General features: G+C 62.4%; 20 protein-coding genes. 11 read left to right on the forward strand and 9 right to left on the reverse strand.

The annotated features are described in order from the left end of the window. Window positions 1-165: 165 nt before the first annotated feature. On the reverse strand, window positions 166-948 hold the full coding sequence (locus tag ACYG9Y_RS08125) for a formyl transferase (RefSeq protein ID WP_023739091.1): 783 nt from the start codon (window positions 946-948) through the stop codon (window positions 166-168). 110 nt (window positions 949-1058) lie between these two features. Then, entirely contained in the window at window positions 1059-1634 is a 576-nt protein-coding gene (locus ACYG9Y_RS08130) for a DUF4893 domain-containing protein (protein WP_023670399.1), read from the reverse strand. Window positions 1635-1645: 11 nt separating this feature from the next. Here ACYG9Y_RS08130 and ACYG9Y_RS08135 point away from each other — a divergent pair, with 11 nt between their 5' ends. Then, window positions 1646-2284 (forward strand): hypothetical protein, encoded by a 639-nt coding sequence (locus ACYG9Y_RS08135; RefSeq protein ID WP_023739090.1) that lies wholly within the window; start codon window positions 1646-1648, stop codon window positions 2282-2284. 15 nt (window positions 2285-2299) lie between these two features. Here ACYG9Y_RS08135 and ACYG9Y_RS08140 read toward each other — a convergent pair whose 3' ends face one another. Next, a complete protein-coding gene (locus ACYG9Y_RS08140; protein ID WP_023733763.1) occupies window positions 2300-2941 on the reverse strand; it encodes a DUF1638 domain-containing protein in 642 nt (213 codons plus the stop codon). Window positions 2942-3006: 65 nt separating this feature from the next. Between ACYG9Y_RS08140 and ACYG9Y_RS08145 the strand changes: the two genes are divergently transcribed. After that, window positions 3007-3147 (forward strand): entericidin A/B family lipoprotein, encoded by a 141-nt coding sequence (locus ACYG9Y_RS08145; RefSeq protein WP_023670401.1) that lies wholly within the window; start codon window positions 3007-3009, stop codon window positions 3145-3147. A gap of 89 nt (window positions 3148-3236) precedes the next feature. On the opposite strand, the gene ACYG9Y_RS08150 is transcribed toward ACYG9Y_RS08145, so the two are convergent. Next, window positions 3237-3935 (reverse strand): corrinoid protein, encoded by a 699-nt coding sequence (locus ACYG9Y_RS08150; protein ID WP_023670402.1) that lies wholly within the window; start codon window positions 3933-3935, stop codon window positions 3237-3239. A 261-nt stretch (window positions 3936-4196) separates the two neighbouring features. On the opposite strand from ACYG9Y_RS08150, the gene ACYG9Y_RS08155 reads away from it, so the two are divergent. From ACYG9Y_RS08155 to ACYG9Y_RS08185, 7 genes are all read left to right on the forward strand, one after another. After that, on the forward strand, window positions 4197-5771 hold the full coding sequence (locus tag ACYG9Y_RS08155; protein WP_023739089.1) for a trimethylamine methyltransferase family protein: 1575 nt from the start codon (window positions 4197-4199) through the stop codon (window positions 5769-5771). An 89-nt stretch (window positions 5772-5860) separates the two neighbouring features. Continuing rightward, window positions 5861-6547, forward strand: a complete 687-nt coding sequence (locus ACYG9Y_RS08160; protein ID WP_023706084.1) for a 4Fe-4S dicluster domain-containing protein — start codon at window positions 5861-5863, stop codon at window positions 6545-6547. 104 nt (window positions 6548-6651) lie between these two features. Next, entirely contained in the window at window positions 6652-7389 is a 738-nt protein-coding gene (locus tag ACYG9Y_RS08165) for a dienelactone hydrolase family protein (protein WP_023706083.1), read from the forward strand. A gap of 95 nt (window positions 7390-7484) precedes the next feature. Then, window positions 7485-8663 carry a BaiN/RdsA family NAD(P)/FAD-dependent oxidoreductase gene (locus ACYG9Y_RS08170; protein WP_023739088.1) on the forward strand — a complete coding sequence of 393 codons (1179 nt, stop codon included), beginning with the start codon at window positions 7485-7487 and terminating at the stop codon, window positions 8661-8663. A 215-nt stretch (window positions 8664-8878) separates the two neighbouring features. Next, window positions 8879-9439: an RNA polymerase sigma factor gene (locus ACYG9Y_RS08175; protein ID WP_023739087.1), complete on the forward strand. Its 561-nt coding sequence runs from the start codon at window positions 8879-8881 to the stop codon at window positions 9437-9439. Window positions 9440-9441: 2 nt separating this feature from the next. After that, a complete protein-coding gene (locus ACYG9Y_RS08180; RefSeq protein WP_023739086.1) occupies window positions 9442-11553 on the forward strand; it encodes a vWA domain-containing protein in 2112 nt (703 codons plus the stop codon). Window positions 11554-11793: 240 nt separating this feature from the next. Beyond that, window positions 11794-12060, forward strand: coding sequence for a hypothetical protein (locus ACYG9Y_RS08185; RefSeq protein ID WP_023724232.1), 267 nt, complete (start codon window positions 11794-11796; stop codon window positions 12058-12060). An 8-nt stretch (window positions 12061-12068) separates the two neighbouring features. Here ACYG9Y_RS08185 and bmt read toward each other — a convergent pair whose 3' ends face one another. Next, a complete protein-coding gene (gene bmt, locus ACYG9Y_RS08190; protein WP_023681769.1) occupies window positions 12069-13091 on the reverse strand; it encodes a betaine--homocysteine S-methyltransferase in 1023 nt (340 codons plus the stop codon). Window positions 13092-13205: 114 nt separating this feature from the next. Continuing rightward, on the reverse strand, window positions 13206-14063 hold the full coding sequence (locus ACYG9Y_RS08195; protein WP_023681768.1) for a helix-turn-helix domain-containing protein: 858 nt from the start codon (window positions 14061-14063) through the stop codon (window positions 13206-13208). Window positions 14064-14287: 224 nt separating this feature from the next. On the opposite strand from ACYG9Y_RS08195, the gene ACYG9Y_RS08200 reads away from it, so the two are divergent. Together ACYG9Y_RS08200 and ACYG9Y_RS08205 are read left to right on the forward strand one after the other, a co-directional pair. Next, window positions 14288-15298 carry a fatty acid desaturase gene (locus ACYG9Y_RS08200; RefSeq protein WP_031200512.1) on the forward strand — a complete coding sequence of 337 codons (1011 nt, stop codon included), beginning with the start codon at window positions 14288-14290 and terminating at the stop codon, window positions 15296-15298. A 91-nt stretch (window positions 15299-15389) separates the two neighbouring features. Then, the gene (locus ACYG9Y_RS08205) at window positions 15390-16217 is read left to right on the forward strand and encodes a phosphate/phosphite/phosphonate ABC transporter substrate-binding protein (protein WP_023706079.1); all 828 of its coding nucleotides are present in this window, start codon (window positions 15390-15392) and stop codon (window positions 16215-16217) included. Here the strand turns inward: ACYG9Y_RS08205 and ACYG9Y_RS08210 are convergent. The 3 genes from ACYG9Y_RS08210 to ACYG9Y_RS08220 all read right to left on the reverse strand — a co-directional run bounded on the left by ACYG9Y_RS08210 (window position 16182) and on the right by ACYG9Y_RS08220 (window position 21729). Further along, complete coding sequence (locus tag ACYG9Y_RS08210) at window positions 16182-17489, reverse strand: M24 family metallopeptidase (protein WP_023706078.1); 1308 nt, start codon at window positions 17487-17489, stop codon at window positions 16182-16184. The genes ACYG9Y_RS08205 and ACYG9Y_RS08210 overlap by 36 nt on opposite strands. Window positions 17490-17544: 55 nt before the next feature. Beyond that, a complete protein-coding gene (locus ACYG9Y_RS08215) occupies window positions 17545-19074 on the reverse strand; it encodes an ArnT family glycosyltransferase (RefSeq protein ID WP_023739085.1) in 1530 nt (509 codons plus the stop codon). An 84-nt stretch (window positions 19075-19158) separates the two neighbouring features. Then, entirely contained in the window at window positions 19159-21729 is a 2571-nt protein-coding gene (locus ACYG9Y_RS08220) for a GcvT family protein (protein WP_023739084.1), read from the reverse strand. Window positions 21730-21731 lie beyond the last annotated feature (2 nt).

The following is a 21731-nucleotide window of genomic DNA, read 5'->3' on the forward strand; positions in this document are numbered from 1 at the left end:
CGCCGTGCGTCCATGAGGGAAACGACGTTCCACCACTTTATCCAGCTGGTGTGAGCATTGCCGGATGCGCAGTGGGGCTGCTTGTTATGGGACGACGCGCGCGCATTCAAAAGCGACGCTATTGAGAGTCGCAAAAAGAAAGGCGAGATTCCGAGGGAAGGCTGGCTACCAAACCCGCTTGGTCAGGCCGGTCCAGAGATAGAACCAGATCGTCGGGTGGTACCATTGTTTCGAGGGCAGGTCCGGCTTGATCGTGGCCAACTTTCCGTCCAAGGCGTCGCGGACCGCCTCGACGCAGATGTCGCGCGAGAACGCCGCCTGGCGCAACGCATAGCTCGAAATCGTGTCGCCGGGCTCCGGCTTGCCGCGCGCCTGTTTCAACACGCCGCCGGTGTCAACGCCGGCGTCGACCAGATGCACGGTGGTGCCGAAATTCTGGAGATCGCCGGAGGCCAGCGCCCAGTAGCCGCCATTCATGCCGCGGTATTTGGGCGCGATGCCGGCGTGGTAGTTGAGCACCGGGCAGGGCATTTGCGCCAGCGTCTGCCGGGACAAAATCCGGCAGCCGGCGAGCAGCACCACGCCCGGGCGGATGTCGGCGACCGCCTGCAGGCAATCGGGCCCGTCGGCGGAGGAGACGTGGATGATCTTTTGTCCCGGCCTCGGCTCTGTCTGCAGTTTTTGCGCTGCGATCAGCCGCTCCGCGTGCCCGGCGAAGAAGCGTTTGCCGAGCCTGGTCAGCACCATCGTGCCAAGCTGGCCGATGGCCGAAAACAAGCCTTGGCGGCGCGCCCGGCCGAGCAGCAATTGTTTTTTGGATTCAGGGCTTTCGAGGATGACGCTGACAGGACCGAACTGGTCGGCGATGGCGTTGACGATGGCCCAGATGTGCGGCCCGCCTTCGGTGACGATGACGATCGCAGCACTTTTTTCAACCGCTGATGCCATGGCGCGCTTTCTTGCCGGCGCGCAACCATTTGCCGTGCGCTGCCCGGCTCAATTCTGTGCCGGGCGAGGTTAAATCTTGATGACCGCCCGGCCAGCGAGAGACCAACGGATCAGCGCTTGAACTCGATGATGTCAAGTTTCGATTCGTAGTAGGGCGCCGGGAATTCGATGCGCCATTCATTGGCGCTGGTGCGGAAGGCATAGCCGACCTGGTCGCTTTCCGGGCCGCTGCCATAGGGTTTTGGCTTGTTGTCATTGACATAGCCGGAGCCGAGATATATCGCGCGTTTTTCGCTATCGTCGAAGAAACGGCCCTTGGTGCGTTGCGAGCCGCTGACCTTTTCCAGCTGCCAGCCGGAGCCATCGTCCGTGACCTTGCACTTGAACCAGCCATAGATGACCAGCGGGCCGGTCAGGCCCACCTTGATGGTTCGGCATTGCCAGTTGCCGCTCAGGTCCTTGTCGGAAAAGGCCACTATCGGCTTTGCCAGCAGCGCGTCGAGTTGGCTGACCTCAGCCGGGTCTCCCGCTTTTGCCTCGGCCAGCGCCGCCTTTCGGGTCTCGCCATATTTGTCGAGGCGAACCTTGTCGGCAGGCGTGATGATCTTCTGCACCTCGCCGTCGGCGCGAGCGGGCAAGACGAGGCAGAGGAGGCCAAGGGCGGCGAGCAGGACGCGAGGGGTCATCGGTGGTATCCATGTTGGCGCGGCTGGAGCAGCCGATTCTATCTTCCAGTGCACACTTACCCATTCGCGGCGGCCTGTCATCCGTGCTTAAACAGCGGTATGTTCCGCGGGAGGTGCGCGTGGGGGTTACAATCCATTTTGAGGGACAACTGCGCGGAGAGGAACAATATGTTGCGCTGTTGCAGGAAGTTGAAGCGCTTGCCATCGCTCGAGACTGGCGATTTCGGCCGATAGACGAGGCCGAAATGGTTCTCAACCGGGTCATCGACGAACGCAGCGTTGACTATATCGGCCCGGTCTTGGGGATAGAATGCCTGCCGCATCCCAAGTCGGATCGCCTAAGGTTCGAGTTCGACAGGGACCTCTTCATGCAGCAATATTGCAAGACCCAGTTTGCGGGGTCGGAGGCGCATATCGAGATCATCGAGTTGCTTCGCAAAGTTGCTCCTTTTTTCGACAAGTTCGACGTCTTCGATGAAGGCGAGTACTGGGAACTGGGCGACCGCACAATTCTGCAGGTCAATCTCGACACAGTCGACGCTCTGCTTGCAGAGGCTTTGCGCAAGGATCCAACTGCAAGAGGGCCGATCCGGTTAGACAACGGCCGCGTTGTCGATTTCGTGTCGGATCCGCAACCGGAGAGCAAATAATCCGAAGTCGGGCGCCTAACGCAATTCTTCTGGATGTGCCGCCACCCGCGCCAATTCAGCCGTCAGGTCGCCATAGCCGGTCGAGCGGCGCTCATAGGCGAGGCCAAGCATCTTCGCGGCCTTCTCGGCGACTTTGTCGAGTTCCGGATCGTCGGTCTGGGCGATGTAGATCAGCTTCTGGTAGTTGCCGAAATAGTCCTTGATCAGCTCCGGGTGCTTGTCGAGGCCGAGCGGCTTCATGAAGAAGGCGTCGAACTGGCGGCACAGGAAATCGGTCATGTAGAACGACATCATGTCGTCGTCGGCGACCTTCGCATAGGCGTCCATGCCCTGGTAGAAGGCAAAGCAGTGCGGCCCGGCCATGCGCTCGACGCCGTGCTTCTCCAGGACCCGGTCGAGCATGCCGCCGGTACCGCAATCGGCATAGCCGACGAAGATGTTGCTATAGCCTTCCGCCTTGGCCTTTTCGATCGCCTTGTCCATCGCCGGTGCGATGCGGTCGGGGTAGAAATGGAACTCCGCCGGCAGGCAGGTCAGGTCGAGATGGTCGAGCTTGAGCTGCTCCTTGACGGCCAAAACTTCGCGCGCAATCATTCCACAGGCGATGACCAGCAGCCTGTCGTCTTGATTCGGTTTCGTTTTTTGCATTCTGGCCATGGAACCCGGTCGAAGCGGCCTTCGTTGCTGTGGGGCGAATCTATCGAGAGAGGGATAAACCGTCCATGAAACTGTTACGCGTTGCGCCGATTGCAATCCTTGCCTGCGTCCTGGCGCTTACGGCCTGTGCCAACACCGTCCGTGGTGTCGGCCGGGATATCAAATCGACTGCCAAAGCCGTCGACGACACCGTCACCAAACCCTGACGCAGCCATCCGTTCCAATAGCTGGGAACAAAAAAGCCGCGCTGCAAGGCGCGGCTTTCGATTGTGGGCCAGACGCCTTACGGAAGAGATCAGGCTGAAGCGCGCATATTATGCTTGCGCTTCATGAAGTCCTTCGCGGTCTCGACCGCCACAGCCGCGTCGCGGCAATAGGCATCGGCGCCGACGGCCTTGCCGAATTCCTCGTTGAGCGGCGCGCCGCCGACCAGGACGACATAGTCGTCGCGGATGCCCTTTTCCTTCATCGTGTCGATGACGACCTTCATGTAGGGCATGGTCGTGGTCAAAAGCGCCGACATGCCGATAATGTCGGGCTGGTGCTGCTCGATGGCGTCGAGGTATTTTTCCACCGCATTGTTGATGCCGAGATCGATGACGTCGAAGCCGGCGCCTTCCATCATCATGCCGACGAGGTTCTTGCCGATGTCGTGGATGTCGCCCTTGACGGTGCCGATCACCATCTTGCCCTGCTTCGGCGCGCCGGTGGCGGCCAGCAGCGGGCGCAGGATGAACATGCCGGCCTTCATGGCGTTGGCCGACAGCAGCACCTCGGGAACGAACAGGATGCCGTCGCGAAAGTCCTCGCCGACGATGCGCATGCCTTCGACCAGAGCTTCGGTCAGCACCTTGTAGGGCACCCAGCCGCGCTCGAGCAGGATGTTGGTGCCTTCCTCGATCTCTTCCTTCAGCCCGTCATAGAGATCGTCGTGCATCTGCTGCACCAACTCGTCGTCGGAAAGCTCGGAGAGGATGATCTCGTCGTCGGCCATTTTTCTCGGGCTCCTTGCCGCACGGGATGCGACCACGGCGGCTTAAAATAATCGCGTCAATACCTAACCCGGCGGGGGCAGGTATCCATAGCTGATTTGCGACTTCCCGCAAAAGGAAAGCGACCGCAAATCTATTGGAATTCTTGTCGATTTTGCGACAGGCGTTGGCGCTGGCGGGCCGTTTCGAATAGGGTGCATGGCTACGATCCGGGCGAGAAGCCGCCATACGCGGCCGCAAACGGTTTTTAGGGAAAAACGATCATGAGTGAAAACGCGTCAGTCGACCAGGAAGCGTCCAATGCGCGACGTGGACGTGCTGCCAGCGGCGGCGCGGCTGCAAGGCGGGCGGCGCGCTCGGGCGGCGGACCGGGCACCCAGCTCACCTATATCAAGCGCAAGATCAACATCTATGAGGTCCTCAACGAGGAAGGCCTGGCGATTATCGAAAACAACACCGATACGGTGCTGGAAGAGATCGGCATCATCTTTCGCGACGACGCCGAGGCGCTGCAGCTTTGGAAAGAGGCGGGCGCCGACGTCAAGGGCGAGCGCGTGCATTTTCCCAAGGGCCTCTGCCGCTCGCTGCTGAAGACCGCGCCGCCCATCTACACCCAGCATGCGCGCAACACCGAGCGTTCGGTGCAGATCGGCGGCAACGCCACGGTCTTCGCGCCGGTCTATGGTCCGCCCTTCGTGCGCGATCTCGACGGTGTCAGGCGCTACGCGACGATCGAGGATTTCCGGAATTTCGTGAAGCTCGCCTATATGGCGCCGTCGATTCACCATTCGGGCGGCACGGTGTGCGAGCCGGTCGACGTGCCGGTCAACAAACGCCATCTCGACATGATCTACAGCCACATCAAATATTCGGACAAACCGTTCATGGGTTCGGTGACGGCGCCAGAGCGGGCCGAAGACACCGTCGCCATGGCCAAGATCGTGTTCGGCGACGATTTCGTCGAAAACAACACCGTGCTGACCAGCCTGATCAACGCCAATTCGCCGATGGTGTTCGACGAAACCATGCTGGGCGCGCTGAAGGTTTATTCGCGTCACAACCAGGCTTGCATCGTCACGCCGTTCATCCTTGCCGGCGCGATGAGCCCGGTGACCGTTGCCGGCACGCTGACCCAGGTTCTGGCCGAGGTGCTGGCCGGCGCCTCTTTCACGCAGTTGATCCGCCCCGGCGCGCCGGTGCTGTTCGGCACCTTCGCCTCGTCGATCTCCATGCAGTCCGGTGCGCCGACCTTTGGCACGCCGGAGCCGTCGCTGGTTTCCTACGGCGCAGCACAGCTTGCCCGCCGGCTCGGCCTGCCGTTCCGCACCGGCGGATCGCTCTGCGCCTCCAAGGTTCCGGACGCGCAGGCCGCCTATGAGAGCGCCAACACGCTGAACTCGACCATTCTTGCCGGCACCAATTTCGTCCTGCATTCGGCAGGCTGGCTCGAAGGCGGACTGGCGTCCTGCTACGAGAAATTCATGATGGACATCGACCAGCTCGGCATGACGCAAAAGTTTTCCGAAGGCGTCGACCTCTCGGAAAACGGCCAGGCGATGGACGCCATCCGCCAGGTCGGCCCGGGCAGCCACTATCTCGGCTGCGACCACACGCAGGCGAATTTCCAGACCGCCTTCTATCGCTCCAGCATCGCCGATAACAATTCCTACGAGCAGTGGCTGGCCGAGGGGGAGAAAACAGCGCCGCAGCGCGCCAACGAACTCGCCCGCCGCTGGCTGGAGACCTACGAGGCGCCGTATCTCGATCCGGGCATCGACGACGGGCTGAAGGACTACATCGCGACGAAGAAGGCGTCGATGGCTGACGCCTTCACCTGAAAGGAGCCCGAGTCAGGCGGGGCTAAAGTCGCCAACATCATCCACAAGGAAGTCTGGCGGAGCGCTTTCTCCGACCCGGACAAGAAGGGATGATTGCGCGGCGCCGGGCTGACGAGATAGCGGCCGCGCTTTCCGCCGACGGCCTCATCCTGCGCGGCGGCTTCAATTTCGCAACAAGCGAAACGCCGCCGCATGGCCCTTCAGCCGCCCCTGCCAAATCCGTGCTATTGGTCGGGCAGGCGGGAGCGGCACCCTGGCCGCATTTCCTGCGCTGGCGCGACCGGCAACCGCAAACCATTGCTAATCCGCTCGACACATGGTCGCGCGAAGTGATCGGTGCGGTGGCGGAGAAATTCGGCGCGCGCGCCGTTTCGCCTTCGGACAGACCTTATCTGCCGTTCCAGCAATGGGCGATGCGAGCGGAGGGGCTGAGACCGTCGCCGCTGGGCATCCTGATGCATCCGCAGTACGGGCTCTGGCATGCCTATCGCGGCGCGTTGCTGTTCGAGGATGAGATCGCGCTTCCTGAACGTCGCGAAGCGATTCACCTTTGCGACGCCTGTGTCGCAAAACCTTGCCTGAAATCCTGTCCGGTTGATGCCTATTCGGTCGATGGTTTCGCCTATGAGTCCTGCCTGGCGCATGTGCGCGGGCAAAACGGCGAACCATGCCGCGGCGGCGGCTGCCTCGACCGCAACGCTTGTCCGTATGGCACGGCCCATCGCTATCCGCTTGAGGTTCAGGCCTTTCACATGACGGCGTTTGCTGGCCTGTAGCGGCGTTGAACGCCTGCACAAAGTGTTGAACGGGATTGTCAGGGAACGGCTTGCCCTGACAATGCCTGCTTATATGTATCGCACGACAATCAATGGGGCGAGCCATGGCGAAGCAGGACATTGAGATAGAGACCGGGGACGGCGTGGCGAAGGCGGGATTGTTCCGTTCGGCGACTGTTTCCCCGGTCAAGGCCGGTACCATTCTCTACATGGACGCCTTCGGTCCGCGACCGGCGCTCGACGCAATGGCGGAGCGGCTGGCGGGTGAGGGCTATGCGGTGCTGGTGCCGGATCTTTTCTATCGCAAAGCACCCTACGGGCCGTTCGAGCCCAAGACCGCTTTCGTCGTGGAGGAGACCAAGGTCGCGCTGACGGCGTTGGTCCACGGCACGACACAGGACATGACCATCCGCGACAGCAGGGCGTTCCTCGACACGCTTACCGCTGAAGGTGTCACCGGACCGGTCGGTGTCGTCGGTTACTGCATGGGCGGGGCGCGGGCCTTGAATGCGGCTGCAACCTATCCCGATCGCATCGTGGCGGCGGCAAGCTTCCATGGCGGCAATCTGGCCAGCGATGCCGCCGACAGGCCGCACCGCAAGGCTGCAATGATCAAGGCGCGGGTCTATGTCGGAACGTCTGGGGTGGACCGCAGCTTTCCGCCGGAGCAGTCGGCGCGACTGGCCGAGGCGCTGCGCGTGGCGGAAGTCGACCACGTCATCGAAAACTATGCCGGCATGGCGCATGGCTGGTGCGTGTCGGACCACAGCGTGTTCAACGCGGCCGGCGCCGAGCGCCACTGGAAGCGACTGACGACGCTGTTCGCCGAGACGCTGATCTAACGAGGCGTTGCCTGAAGTCGCAACGAACGGGTAGAGACTGCACGATTGGCGCGGCCTGTTAAAACAGCGCCAGTCGAGCGGGAACGAACAGCCTGATGCAATCCTATGATGTCGTGGTGATCGGCGCCGGTGCGGCCGGAATGATGTGCGCCATCGAGGCGGGCAAGCGCGGCCGCTCGGTCCTGGTGCTCGATCACGCGGCAAAGCCCGGCGAGAAGATCCGCATCTCCGGCGGTGGCCGCTGCAATTTCACCAACATCCACACCAGCCCGAAGAATTTCATCTCCGGCAATCCGCATTTCTGCATTTCGGCGCTCAGCCGCTACACGCAAGGCGACTTCATCGCGCTCGTCGAACGCCATGGCATTGCCTATCACGAGAAGACGCTGGGACAGCTGTTTTGCGACGGCTTGGCGCGCCAGGTCATCGACATGCTGGTTTCCGACATGCAGGATTGGGGTGTGGAACTGGCGTTGTCGACCGAGGTGAGGAACGTCAGCAAGACCGCGGACGGGTTTGTGCTGACGCTCTCCGCTGGCAGCGTCGCTTGCAGCTCGTTAGTCGTGGCTTGCGGGGGCAAGTCGATCCCCAAAATGGGCGCGTCCGGTTTCGGCTACGAGCTTGCGGCGCAATTCGGCCTTGCGGTGGTGGAAACACGGCCGGCGCTGGTGCCGCTTACCTTCGACGCAAGAACGCTGGAGCGGCTGGCGCCTTTGGCCGGCAATGCCGTCGATGCCGAAGTCGCCTGCGGCAAGACGCGGTTTTCAGAAGCGATGCTGTTTACGCATCGCGGCTTGAGCGGGCCTTCCATCCTGCAAATATCGTCCTATTGGCGCGAGGGCGACGAGATCCGCATCGCCATGCTGCCGGGGAGGGATGTGGCGGAACTGCTTCGCGCCGCCAGGCGCGTCAACGGCAGGCAAGCGGTGCAGACGGTGCTTGCAAACCATTTGCCGAAGCGCCTTGCGCAAGCAGTCGCCGAGCGCAGTGGGATCGATGGCAATCTCGCTGATTTGACAGACCTGCAAATGAAAACCGTCGAAGCCGCCGTCAACGACTGGCGCATCAAGCCGGCCGGCTCCGAGGGTTACCGCACGGCGGAAGTGACGCTTGGCGGTGTCGATACCAATGGGCTCGATCAGAAGACGATGCAGGCGAAATCCGTGCCGGGGCTGTTTTTCATCGGCGAAGTCGTCGATGTCACGGGCTGGCTGGGCGGCTATAATTTTCAGTGGGCTTGGTCGTCCGGCTGGGCCTCGGGCCAGGTGTGCTGATATTCAGGTGAGGCCGGCCTGCAAACGACGGCTTTCTGTGCTTCCGGTGCTCGCGTACCAAAAGTACGCTCCGCTCCGGTTCTCGAAATCCATCGTTTTCGGCTCGGCCTGACCTGAATCTCAGCGCACCTGTTGCGCGTGCATCCGTCGCCTCGGAAAAAAATCTTTCCATAACCCCAAGGATTGGCCATTAGCCTTCGTCCAACAGGCAAATGATGGCGATGATGCTGGATGAAAGCGAAGCCTCCGACGCCGAATTGATCGGGCGGGCGAAGGGCGGAGACAGGGGTGCCTTCGGCAAATTGCTGGAGCGGCACTACGACTTCGTTTATCGCGCCGCCTATCGCTGGTGCGGAAAGAAGGCCGATGCCGAAGACATCGCCCAGGAGGTCTGTGTCCGTCTCGGCAAGGCGATCCGCGACTACCGCGGCGGCGGCGCGTTCACGACATGGCTCTATTCCGTGACGCTGAACGCGGCGCGCGACATGATGCGCAAGACCACGCGCGAAAACGTCAAGACCGAGGCTTTCGGCGCCTACAGCATGATTTCGGGAGAGGCCTCGGCCGAGCCCGAAGATCCCTCTGAGGCGCTCTGGGCAGCGGTGCGGCAATTGCCGGACAAGCAGCGCGATGCAGTACTTCTGGTCTATGGCGAAGGGTTGAGCCATGCGGCCGCCGCCGAGGCGATGGCAATCTCGGAGACGACGGTTTCCTGGCACATCCATGAAGCGAAGAAACGGCTGAAGACGTTGATTCGTTCAGCCGGGGAAGTGTGACCATGGTCGACGACAACGAACTCAACAGGCTGCGCGACGCAGCAGTACCGGCGCCCGGGGAAAGCGCGAAGGCACGCGCCTTCGAAGCCGCCATGCGCGCCTATGATCAGGAAAATATTTCTGCCGTCACCCAAGGATCGGTCGGCGGGCTTCGTCTCACAGAGCGAGCACAAAAGCTCTGGAGCGAGATCATGCAAAAGAAACTCATCGCCACGCCAGCCATTGCCGGGCTCGTCGCCCTGCCGATCGCCGGATACGCCACCTTTCATATGCTGAGGGAACAGCCGTCGCCGTTCGGCAGCGACGAGAAGATCACTGAGACGCTGGCCGACAAGCCGGCAACCAATGGGCCGGCGATCAACGCGCCGGTAAAAGACAAGCAGGCGCCTGAAGGCGACAAGAAGGCCGACGCCGACGCGCGAAGCCGCGACACTACTACGACGCTTACGCCGCCCGCGCCGCCGAAGCCCGAATCGACCGTTGCTGTCGCCCCTGCGCAGCAGGATGCGCTGGGGCGCGGCGTGTTGGCCGAGCCTGCGCCAGTTGAGAGCCGCGAGTTTTCGCTTGACGGCACCGCTGCCCCGGCCGGCGGCGCGCGGGTCGACCGCATGGCCGGCGCGACCGAATCCAAGTACCTGGCGCAGCCCTCTACCATGCCGGCCGACCAGATTGCGCCGCAGGAGCCAAACCGCGACCGCGTCGAGGATTTCAAGACCAATCCGGTGCATGCAGCGCTTCAGGATCCGGTCTCGACCTTCTCGATCGACGTCGACACCGCTTCCTATTCCTTCGTCCGCGGCTCGCTGAAGCAGGGCTACCTGCCGCAGGCCGACACGGTGCGCGTCGAGGAGATGGTCAATTACTTCCCCTATGACTGGAAGGGGCCGGACTCGGCTTCGACGCCGTTCAATTCGACCGTCAGCGTCATGCCGACGCCGTGGAACGGGCACACCAAGCTGATGCACGTCGCCATCAAGGGCTTCGACATCAAGCCGGTCGAGCAGCCCAAGGCCAATCTGGTGTTCCTGATCGACGTCTCGGGTTCGATGGACGAGCCTGACAAGCTGCCACTGCTCAAGTCGGCTTTCCGGCTGCTGGTCAGCAAGCTCAAGGCGGACGACACCATCTCGATCGTCACCTATGCCGGTGACGCCGGCACCGTGCTGATGCCGACCAAGGTTACCGAGAAGGACAAGATCCTCAACGCCATCGACAATCTGTCGCCCGGCGGCTCGACGGCCGGCGAGGCGGGCATCAAGGAAGCCTACAGGCTTGCCCAGCAGTCCTTCGTCAAGGACGGCATCAACCGTGTGATGCTGGCCACGGACGGCGACTTCAATGTCGGCCAGACCGATGACGACGATCTGAAGCGGCTGATCGAGCAGGAGCGCAGGACCGGCGTGTTCCTGTCGGTATTCGGCTTCGGCCGCGGCAATCTGAACGACCAGATGATGCAGACCATCGCCCAGAACGGCAACGGCACCGCCGCCTATGTCGACACGCTGGCCGAGGCCGAGAAGGTTCTGGTCGAGGATGCCTCATCGACGCTGTTCACCATCGCCAAGGACGTCAAGATCCAGGTCGAGTTCAATCCGGACAAGGTCTCGGAGTACCGGCTGATCGGCTATGAAACCCGCGCCTTGAACCGCGAGGACTTCAACAATGACCGCGTCGATGCCGGCGATATCGGCTCCGGTCATTCGGTGACGGCCATCTACGAGATCACGCCGAAGGGCAGTGGCGGCGAGCAGATGGATCCGCTGCGCTACGGCCAGGCAACGGTCAACAATGGCGGCGTCGCCAATGCCGACGAATATGCATTCGTCAAGATCCGCTACAAGCTGCCGAACGAAGACGTCTCGAAGCTGATCACCACGCCGGTGACGTCGGCCAACGAGGTCCAGTCTTTCGACCAGGCCAGCACCGACCAGCGTTTCTCCATCGCTGTCGCCGCCTTCGGCCAGAAGCTGCGCGACGAGGATGCGACCGCGAAGTTCGGCTACGACAAGATCATGGAGATTGCCACCGCCGCCCGAGGAGCCGACCCGTTTGGGTACAGGTCCGAGTTCCTTTCGCTTGTGCGCCTTGCCTCGGCGCTCGGCGGTAACCGGTAGTGGCAATACAGCCGGTTCCTTTCAGACGGGGGTCGTTCTGATACGGGGAACCGGCTACGGGCGGGTGAGGCAGGCCGGCGGGGAAAACCCTGCCGGCCTTTTTTCGGATCGATTGATCCGAAGCGCACCGATGATCCGCCTGATCGTTAAATTGCGCGGCTTTTCCGGAACGTCATCGCAATGCCCTGCTATTATTGCATGGGGTCGGGACTGGGCTTGGGGAGCCGGGAATTGCAGATCATGAACATTGGAAACACGACGCCGGCGGTGAGACACACGCAGGCGTCGGGAACGCTGTCGCCAGAATCCAGGCGCATCATGGATGACGTCGACGCAGCCCGGAATACCGCAAAGTCGGCGCTGACCAATGACCGCTTTCGCGTCATGCTGGAGCAGATCGGCAATCCGCAGTCGTCGGGTGACCTGGTGACGATGAATGAAAGCGCCGACAGCACCGCCCTGGATTTCACGACGGCGCTATCGCGTTACGCTGAAAACAGCGAATAAGTTCGATATCAGGCCCGGCTGCGGCGGCGTTCGCGGCGGGCTTCGCTGGTCTCGGCGGTGTTTTCCGTCGCCACCTTGTTGCGCATCGGACCGATGCGCTCGATGATCCCCGCGACGGTCGGGCGTTCGGATTTGGTGTGCGCGTCGAGCGCTTTGCGCATGGCGGCAAGGTGCTGGAACGAGGTGCCGCAGCAGCCGCCGATGATCTTCGCGCCGCCATCCACCGCCAGCCGGACATAGTCGGCCATCAGCTCCGGCGTGCCGGAATAATGGATCTCGGTGCCACGAAATTCGGGAATGCCGCAATTGCCCTTGACGATCACCGTCGCTTCCGGCTTCGCCTCGGTCATGTCGAGCAGCGAGGCCAGGATGTCGGAGGCGCCGACACCGCAATTGGCGCCGACACCGAGCGGCGTCTCTGAAAGTCCGTCGGCGACGCCGTGGATATCCCTGGGCAGCAGGCCCATCATGGTGCGGCCGGCAGTGTCGAAGGAGCCGGTATAGGTGTAGGGCAGGCCGACGCGGATAGCGGCTTGCGCCGCGGCGCGGATCTCGTCCGGCGCCGACATGGTCTCGATCCAGGCGACTTCGGCGCCGCCTTCCTTCAAGCCTTCGATCTGTTCGGCGAAGGCCTCGACCGCCTCGTCATAGGTCATGGCGCCGAGCGGCACCAGCAACTCGCCGGTCGGCCCGACCGAGCCGGCGACGATGACTTTCCTGCCGGCCTTGTCGGCGACCGCCCGGGCAATCTCTGCGGCGCGCTTGTTCAGCGCATGCACGCGGTCCTGCGCATGGTGCAGCTTCAGCCGGTGGCGCGTGCCGCCGAACGAGTTGGTGAGAATGATATCGGCGCCAGCGTCGACGAAATTCTGGTGCAGGCTGGTGATGGTATCGGGCGCTGTCTCGTTCAGCAACTCCGGCGCTTCGCCGGCCTCCAGACCCATGGCGAACAAATTGGTGCCGGTGGCGCCATCGGCGAGCAGCACGCCCTTTTCGGCCAGCAGAGCATCGATGGGATTGTTCGCGGTCATCGGATCGACTTTCAGATATTTGAATGGAATAAGGATATAAAGAAGTCTTTATGTCCAGTCAATGTGTTTGCAACCTGCAATGCCGCGCGGCGCACCTTTCCGGGGCGTTGGCGATCAGGCAGAACCCGATGGAAATGACGCGCCGGCCAGATTGCGCGCGTAGGCGGCGGCCTCATGCGGGTTGATGTCGGCGGCCCGGATCAGATTGTCGAAATGCTGGGTCAGCGCCTGTACCGGCTGGGTGGCATTCAGCACGACATACATGTCGCCGACATAGATGGCGGCGCGGTAGGGACCGAAGATTGTCAGCGGGATCGAATAGCGCATGCGGCCGTCATAGAGGAACAGGCGGAAGGTGGGGTAGAGATCGTCAAGCAGCGTCGCCATATGGGCAAGCTGCTGGCGGCGATCAGCCTCGGGAAAGCGGTCCCAGACGCCCAGGCCGCGGGCGAAAATCTCCAGCGTGTGGCGCGGCATGCAGACTTCCATATCGGTCTCAGGGCGCCGGTTGTACTCGATGCGGTACTGCGTCTCGCTGGCCTGCGCCAGACGGCTGCGGTTGGTGATGTTGGCTTCGTAGTCGACCAGCTGGCGTGTGCGCAGGAGATCGGGAATGCCGGCCGGCACATAGCGGATCTTGGTGCCTGCGGCCTCGGCGAACCATTTGGCGAGCAGCGTGCGGTCGAAGCCGTCGGGCGCCTCTTCGATCTCCAGGCTTTCGCGGATTTCGCCGGTGACGCCTTCGTCCTGGGAGAGGCCGAGCAGCCAGTCCAGCGAGATCTTGAATTCGGCGGCGATGTTGAGCAGCGTTTCGGCGCGTGGCAGGCGCGTCGAGGCGCCGGACATCAGTTGCGACAGAGCCGACCGGTCGATGCCGACTGCTGAGGCGAAAGCCGACTGGTTGAGATCGGACCTTGTCAGGAGCAGCTTCAAGCGCTCCCGGAAGATTGCCGAAAGGTCCCGTTTGTCCACTGTTCGTTCTCCGCGCTCTCTTAGGAAAAATTTGCGCCCGATCCGTCGGATCAGCACTTCCAGCGTAAATGAATCCGTAGGGTTGTTTACAATGTATAACATCTGCGGTCGAAAATGCGCAATCGCAACATTTTGTACACTTTGTCTCGTTGAGCGGAATCGCTTCTCCTGACACTATGCTGTCAGGAACCAATTCCGGCGACTGAGGGACAGTGGTCGATAGCATGACAGGCAAGCGCATCAAGCGACGCGACGCAGCGGCCATCGAGTGGCCGACCGTGCTCCTCGCTTTCTTCTGTTACGGAATGTGGCTCGCTGCCGGGCTCCTGCTCTGGCCCTCTTATCCGATCCCGGCACTTCTTCTCCTCGGCTTCATCCTGGCCTTGCAGTCGTCGATCATGCACGAAGTGCTGCATGGCCATCCGACGCGCAGCGCGCTCATCAACGAAGCCTTCGTCTTCCTGCCGATCGGCCTGGTCTGGCCGTTCCGTCGCTTCAAGACGCTTCATTTGCGCCACCACGCCGACGAGCGCCTGACCGATCCCCTCGACGATCCCGAGAGCTATTACCAGGCGTTGTGGATGCATGACGATCTGCCGCCGACAATGAAATTCCTGCTCAAGATCAACAACACCATGGCCGGCCGTTTCTTCCTCGGCCCCTGGCTGTCCTGCATCGGTTTCTTCGTCGACGATGCCAAGCATGTGATTGCCGGCGACAAGGTGATCGGCAAGGCATGGCTGCTGCATGCGATCGGCCTCGCCATCGTAGTGCCGATCGTGCAGTTCGGCTTCGGCATTCCCGTATGGCTCTACATTCTGGTGCCGGTCTGGCTCGGCCAGTCGCTGATCGCGGTCCGGACTTTCGCCGAACATCAGTGGTCCGAGCACCCTGAAGGACGCACGGTGATCATCGAGCGCTCGCCGCTGTCGTTCCTGTTCCTCAACAACAATCTGCACTTCGTCCACCACAAGACGCCGACGGTTGCCTGGTACAGACTTCCAAAACTGTTTGCGGACCGCCGCGACGAGTGGCTGCGGATGAACAATGGCTACGCCTATCCGAACTATTTCGCACTGATCAAAGCCTACGCATTCAAGGCCAAGGAGCCGATCGTGCACCCGGTGCTGCGCCGCCAGGCGGAGCCGGGCAGGGCGTTCAAGCCGCGCATCAGGGCGCGCAGCATCAGCGGGCTTGGCAGCGCGCCAGTTCCGGCCGAGCCGCCGAAGGAATAATCCCCGGACTTCCCGAACCCGTGTCGGCCAATTCTGATTGGACGCCGCGTTTTTGCGATCCTTTCCCGAGCCATGATGATTGAGTGTCGGCATGAGTGATTTGGTTGCGGCATTGCCGATGTACGACTGGCCCGAAGTGCGCGGCGAGGTCGACGCGCAATGGGCAGCGTTGCGCGAGGCTTTTCGGCACAAGGGCGTCGATGCGCCGCAGACAATCGTGCGCCGCAATGGCGACCTGCCGCCGGTGCCGGGGGGTATCCAGGACGCCGAGGGCAGACTGATCGCGCCCAATCCGGCGACACTGCCGCCGAACGAACTCGACCATCATCAGCTTTGGCTCCATCCGGCGCTGCTGTTCGCGCAGACCTGCTGGGGGCCGATGGAACTTGGCCTGAACAAGCATGTGCAGGTGGTCGGCCAGCCGAGCTACGACGCTTACGAAGGCGGCCAGGGCGAACTCTATTCCAGCGCGCTGGTGATGCGCACGGCCGAGGGACCGGAAGTTCGCTCGCCCGCGGATGGCAAAGCCTTGCTGCCGCTCGATCTGATGCGTGGCAAGCGTTTTACCTACAACAGCCTCGATTCGATGTCGGGCATCATCGCGCTGACGCGCGACCTGCAGGCCGCCGGCGAAAGCCTGGATATCTTTTCCTCACGCAGCGAAAGCGGTGGCCATCGCCGCTCGATCATCGCGGTCGCCGAGGGCAAGGCGGATATAGCTGCCATCGACTGTGAGAGCTGGGCGCTGGCGCAGCGTTTCGAGCCTGCGGCAAACGCCGTGAAGGTCGTCGGCTGGACGGCAAGGCGCAAAGGCCTGCCCTACATCACCGCCAGGACGACGCCGGAAAAGACGCTCAAGGCTCTGCGCGAGGCGCTTGCCGGATCAGCCGAGCAGCCTCGCATCCAACGGGTAGGTTGAAAGCTGCTCGTTACCGGTCTCGGTGATCAGGATCTGTTCCTCGATCTTGACGCCCTCATGGCCGCCGAGACGACCGATATAGCTTTCCACGCACAGCACCATTCCCGGCTCCAGCACGCCATCGGGCGTGTCCGGCGTCCAGTCGCTGGCATGTGGCAGGGTTGGATACTCGTCGGCGAGGCCGACGCCGTGATAGAGCACGCCGTAGCGCGCCGGGAAGCAATCTCCCGGCGGCACCACGGAGCGTTCGACCAGGTCGCGGAAGGATATGCCGGGCTGCATCAATTGCGTGTTGTGGGCGATCTGGTCGGCGGCGATGTGGAAGAGGTCCCGTTGCTCGTTCGATGGTCTCGCATCGCCGCAAAGCCAGGTGCGGGAGAGATCGGCGCAGAAGCCGTAGGGACCGATCAGGTCGGTATCGAAGGCGACGAGGTCGCCTTCCTCGATCACACGCGATGAGCATTCCTGGAACCACGGATTGGTGCGCGGCCCCGAGGCAAGCAGCCGGGTTTCGATCCATTCGCCGCCGCGCGCAATGTTGCCGCGGTGGAGTTCGGCCCACAATTCGTTTTCGGAAATGCCCGGCGTCAGCGCCTTCTCCATTTCACCCATCGCCGCTTCGCAAGCGACGATTGCGCGGCGCATGGCGAGGATCTCGTCCGGCGATTTGATCAGCCGCGCATTTTCCATCACCGCTTCGCCATTGCCGATCGAAATGCCGAGCCGGGCGAGTTCCTCGACGCCTTCCGGGTTGATGTGGTCGACCGCAATGCGGCTGTTGCCGCCGCCATGCTCCTTGACCAGATCGGCGATGCCGGCCGCCCAGCGGCGGACTTTGTGCTCGGTCAGCTCGCCGCCATAGAGATACATCCACGACACTGCCGGCCGCACCTCGTCGACGACGCCGGAATGATCGGACAGATGCTCGCAGGAGAAATAGTCGAACAGCACCACGGGTCCCTCAGTGGCGACGAAGCAGTGGCGGGTCGGATTGTGCGCGACCCACAGCTGCATGTTGGTCGAATCGGTGGCGTAGCGGATGTTGACGGGGTCGTAGAGCAGCGCGCCGGCGTAGTTTCGGCGCCTCAGTTCGGCGCGGAGGCGCTCGAGCCGGTATTTGCGCATCGCGGCAAGATCGGGCGCGGCGATGCCTGCCGCTTGCCATTCGGCTTCAGCCAGCGCGCCATAGCCCAGCACATGCTGGTTCAGCGACGCCGCCTTCTGGCGCGATGTTTCGCGCAAGGCTTCGACGGAGCCGGGCTCGAACGGCATGATCTTGCGATGACGACCGAACCCTTGTTTCTCCACCCGACGCCTCCCTGCCGACTTACTGTGGCGCTGCGCCCGCGGCCGCTTTCTTCAGCCGCGTGACCGTCAGCGTGCGGGTGGGCGGCTCGCTGTCGAACAGCATCGGGACGACCAACTGCTGCGGCGAGCCGTCAGCGACATAGCCGGCCTCGCTCAAGGCCCGCAGGATGCCCTCGGGAGGTTCCTTGTCATTGGCCATCACGAGCACCGCCGGCTCGATCAGCAAATGGCCGAAGTCCGGCATCTCGTCGTCGAGCACGACCAGATCGGGATCGACAAGACGCAGATTTCCCACCCAGTGCCAGCTCGATATCGCCGTGCGAACCGGACCGTTTGCCGTCAGCTGGCCATAGAGCGACTGGTAGTCGACACGCACGATGCTGCCGCGGCTGTCGCCGCCATTGAGGTGCGTGTACCAGGTCACCGGCAGCACGAGGATGGCAAGCGTTGCGCCGACAAAGACGACGACGTCCTGCACCTTCCTTCCCTTGTCGCCTCTGGCATCCATCCGCAAGGCCAGCGCGACCGGCAGCAACACAAGAATGGGAAGCATCCAGCGATCGCGAAATTGCGTCGTCCCGCTCGCCAGGACGAGCACGATGGTCATCGCCAGGGCAAAAGCGATGGTGCGCCACACCAGTTTCTCGGTCCATGGCGCCGGTTGCAGAGCCGGCGCCGGCTTTTTCCATGCGATGAGCAAAGCCGCGACGAATATGCCGGCCGGCAACACGGCGAAATACAGGATAGCCTTGCCCAGTCCGCGCATTCCGTAGAATGCGGTTTGTATGGCGCTTTCTCCTCTGCCCATGCCGAAGCCGCCGCTGTGCGACAGCAACTGGTCGGTGTAGGTCAGGTTCCAGTAGAGCGTCGGCAGGCAAAGCAGCACCGCCACGACAAGGCTGATCGAAAACCGGCGGTTGAGGATGACGCCGCGCGTTTCGCGCAGCGACAGGGTGGACAGCATCAGCGCGCCGAGAAAGATCGCGTTGTTGTATTTCGACAGGATGGCGGCGGCCATCGCCACGCCAAACAGCACATAGGTGGCCAGCGAACGCCGCTGCACCAGTTCGACGAGCGCAAGAAACAGCACCGCTGAAAAACAGAAAGCGGCGATCGAGTGAGTGAGGGCGTGCTGCATCTCCCACACCATCTGCGGAAACAACAGCAGGCCGAACAATGCGGCGGCGCCAGCGCGGCTGGAATAGCCCAGGCGGCGGACAGCGATGAAAACCGACGCCAGCGCCGCTCCGATCAGCAGGTACTTCACGATCTTGAGCGCGAGGATGTTCGTTCCGACCACGGCGGCGACGAGGCGGGCAAGCCAGGTGTAGAGCGGCGGCTGCGAGCCGCCATAGCCAGCCCAGAGGTAGTGCATGTACATCAGCTGTTCGGAATCGTCGACGCCGACACCGGTTCCCACGACATGGGACAGCAGCGCCATCACCACGATCTGGACGACGCAATAGACCGCGACGCAGACCAGTGCGGCGTTGAAGGGACCGACCTTGCCTTCGCAGAGCCAGTCCGTCCATTTCTCTAGATACTGCAAGGGGATCGTCTTCTCATTGAGGGAAAATGCCTGCGGCCAACTGCCGAAGGCCCCTTACACGATCTCACGCTCCCTGTCGCCTTTTCAGGTCCGCATCTTCTCGCCGCTGGGGTCGAAGGGCGCCTCGACATTGATGCGCGCCGGACGCCGGTGGCCGAGGATCTCGATCTCGAACAGTCCGGCACTTTCGTCCTCGGCGAGTGCCGCCGGCACATAGCCCTGCGCCATCGACTTCTGCACATAGTGCGCATAACCGCCCGAGGTGACCCAGCCGACCACGCGCCAGTCGCGGTCGACGATGCCGCGCACGGCGGAAGCTCCTTCGGCAGCCTTTGAGCCACGCACGTCCTTGCCTGCCGTATCGAAGCGTGGCGCGCCATAGCCATGCGGCTTTTCCACCGTGCCATAGTCCTTGCCGACCTTGGCCCAGATCGGCTCGTCGCCCATGACATCGGCGTCGGCCGCATCGACGATGAAGGAGACACGGCGCAGTTTCGGCCCTTCCGCCTGTTCCTTGGCGGCGGCTTCGCGGCCGATGAAGTCGTTCTTCTCCAGCTTGATGAAACGGTCCATCGCGCCTTCGAACGGGCCGTAGATCGGGCGCAACTCGCGGTACCAGGTCGGGAAGTTCTTCTCCAGGCGCATGGAGAGCAAAGCGCGCATGCCGAAATCGACGAGGCCGAACTCCTCGCCGGCGTCCTTGATCGCCTTGTAGACCAGACGCTCATAGGCCGGCGCCATCCAGATTTCATAGCCGAGATCGCCGGTATAGGTGATGCGGTTGACCATGCAGGGCGCGCCGCCGACCGCCATTTCGCGGAAATCCATGAAGCGAAACGCCTTGGTCGAGATGTCGACATCGACCAGCTTCTGCAAGAGGTCGCGCGATTTCGGACCGGCGATCGACAGGCCGACGAGCGTCTGATCGAAGCGGTGGATGCGCACCGAACCATCCTTCGGCAGATGCTTCTCGAACCAGCGCATGTGGTACTTCTGCGCGGCGGACGAACCCCAGATCATAAATCTGTCTTCGCCTGCCTTGGCGATGGTGAAGTCGCCGATCAGCTTGCCGAATTCGTTGATCATCGGCGTCAGCACGATGCGGCCGATCTTCGGCATGCGGTTGGTCATCAGCCGGTTGAGGAAATCCTCAGCCGCAGGTCCCGACACTTCGTATTTGGCGAAGTTGGCGATTTCGGTGACGCCGACGCGTTCGCGCGTGGCGCGCACTTCCTCGCCGATAGGACCGAAATCGTTTGAGCGGTGGAAGGAGACGACGTCCTTCGGCTCCTTGCCCTTCGGCGCGAACCACAGCGGGGTCTCCAGGCCCCAGCTATCGCCCATGACGGCGTTGTTGGCGAGCATCGTGTCATAGAGCGGGGTGGTTTGTGCAGGGCGCGCAGCCGGCAGCTCTTCATTGGGGAAGCGGATGGAGAAGCGGCGCGAATAGTTTTCGCGCACCTTTGCGTTGGTGTAGCGCAGGCCGGCCCACTCGCCGAAGCGGGCGACATCCATGCCCCAGACGTCGAAGCCGGGATCGCCATGCACCATCCAGTTGGACAGCGCGAGGCCGACGCCGCCGCCCTGGCTGAAGCCGGCCATGACGGCGCAGGCGCACCAGAAATTGGTCAGGCCCTGCACCGGCCCGACCAGCGGATTTCCGTCGAGCGCGAAGGTGAAGGGGCCGTTGATGATCTGCTTGATGCCGGCTTTCTCGATGCCGGGGAAATGCTTGAAGCCGATCTCCAGCGACGGCGCGATGCGGTCGAGGTCGGGCGGCAGCAGTTCATGGCCGAAATCCCACGGCGTGTTGACCGGCGACCATGGCTTGCAGGCCTTTTCATAGGTGCCGAGCAGGATGCCGTTGCGCTCTTGTCGGGTGTAGATCTCGCCCTTGAAGTCAAGCACGCCGATCATCTCGCGGCCGGTCGATTTGTTGAACTCTTCGACCTCGGGCATCGGCTCGGTGAGCAGGTACATGTGCTCCATGGCCAGCACCGGCAGTTCGACGCCGACCATGCGGCCGATCTCGCGCGCCCACAGGCCGCCGCAGTTGACGACATGCTCGGCGTGGACGGTGCCCTGTTCGGTGACGACGTTCCAGGTGCCGTCAACTTCCTGCGTCAGTTCGACGACGCGGTTGCGCAGCACGATCTCGGCGCCCAGCTTCTTGGCCGCTTTGGAGTAGGCGATCGTCGTGCCGGAGGGATCGAGATGGCCTTCGACCGGATCCCACATGGCGCCGACGAAATTGGTCTCGTCCATCAGCGGGAACATCGCCTTGGCTTCGGAGGGCGTGATCAGTTCGGTGTCCATGCCGAGATAGCGGCCCTTGGCGTGGGCCAGGCGCAGAAAATCCATGCGCTCGGGCGTATCGGCCATCATCACGCCGCCGGTCAGATGCAGCGAGCAGGACTGGCCGGAGATTTCCTCGATCTCCTTGTAGAGCTGCACCGTATAGGCCTGCAGCTTGGCGACGTTGGGATCGCCGTTCAGCGTGTGGAAGCCGCCGGCTGCGTGCCAGGACGAGCCGGAGGTGAGCTCGGACCGCTCGATCAGCATGATGTCGGTCCAGCCGGCCTTGGCCAGGTGATAGAGCACCGAGCAGCCAACGACGCCGCCGCCAATGACAACCGCTTTTACATGAGATTTCATGA

This window comes from Mesorhizobium sp. W050 (assembly GCF_054719535.1).

Excerpts from the sequence above, each read along its gene's own strand:
- ACYG9Y_RS08135 (WP_023739090.1), top strand. The coding sequence starts at position 1,646 with ATGTTGGCGCGGCTGGAGCAGCCGATTCTATCTTCCAGTGCACACTTA.
- ACYG9Y_RS08205 (WP_023706079.1), top strand. The coding sequence starts at position 15,390 with ATGAGTGATTTGGTTGCGGCATTGCCGATGTACGACTGGCCCGAAGTG.
- ACYG9Y_RS08155 (WP_023739089.1), top strand. The coding sequence starts at position 4,197 with ATGAGTGAAAACGCGTCAGTCGACCAGGAAGCGTCCAATGCGCGACGT.
- ACYG9Y_RS08150 (WP_023670402.1), bottom strand. The coding sequence starts at position 3,935 with ATGGCCGACGACGAGATCATCCTCTCCGAGCTTTCCGACGACGAGTTG.
- ACYG9Y_RS08125 (WP_023739091.1), bottom strand. The coding sequence starts at position 948 with ATGGCATCAGCGGTTGAAAAAAGTGCTGCGATCGTCATCGTCACCGAA.
- ACYG9Y_RS08160 (WP_023706084.1), top strand. The coding sequence starts at position 5,861 with ATGATTGCGCGGCGCCGGGCTGACGAGATAGCGGCCGCGCTTTCCGCC.
- ACYG9Y_RS08210 (WP_023706078.1), bottom strand. The coding sequence starts at position 17,489 with ATGCCGTTCGAGCCCGGCTCCGTCGAAGCCTTGCGCGAAACATCGCGC.
- ACYG9Y_RS08180 (WP_023739086.1), top strand. The coding sequence starts at position 9,442 with ATGGTCGACGACAACGAACTCAACAGGCTGCGCGACGCAGCAGTACCG.
- ACYG9Y_RS08200 (WP_031200512.1), top strand. The coding sequence starts at position 14,288 with ATGACAGGCAAGCGCATCAAGCGACGCGACGCAGCGGCCATCGAGTGG.
- ACYG9Y_RS08185 (WP_023724232.1), top strand. The coding sequence starts at position 11,794 with ATGAACATTGGAAACACGACGCCGGCGGTGAGACACACGCAGGCGTCG.
- bmt (WP_023681769.1), bottom strand. The coding sequence starts at position 13,091 with ATGACCGCGAACAATCCCATCGATGCTCTGCTGGCCGAAAAGGGCGTG.
- ACYG9Y_RS08170 (WP_023739088.1), top strand. The coding sequence starts at position 7,485 with ATGCAATCCTATGATGTCGTGGTGATCGGCGCCGGTGCGGCCGGAATG.
- ACYG9Y_RS08220 (WP_023739084.1), bottom strand. The coding sequence starts at position 21,729 with ATGAAATCTCATGTAAAAGCGGTTGTCATTGGCGGCGGCGTCGTTGGC.
- ACYG9Y_RS08165 (WP_023706083.1), top strand. The coding sequence starts at position 6,652 with ATGGCGAAGCAGGACATTGAGATAGAGACCGGGGACGGCGTGGCGAAG.
- ACYG9Y_RS08130 (WP_023670399.1), bottom strand. The coding sequence starts at position 1,634 with ATGACCCCTCGCGTCCTGCTCGCCGCCCTTGGCCTCCTCTGCCTCGTC.
- ACYG9Y_RS08140 (WP_023733763.1), bottom strand. The coding sequence starts at position 2,941 with ATGGCCAGAATGCAAAAAACGAAACCGAATCAAGACGACAGGCTGCTG.
- ACYG9Y_RS08175 (WP_023739087.1), top strand. The coding sequence starts at position 8,879 with ATGGCGATGATGCTGGATGAAAGCGAAGCCTCCGACGCCGAATTGATC.
- ACYG9Y_RS08145 (WP_023670401.1), top strand. The coding sequence starts at position 3,007 with ATGAAACTGTTACGCGTTGCGCCGATTGCAATCCTTGCCTGCGTCCTG.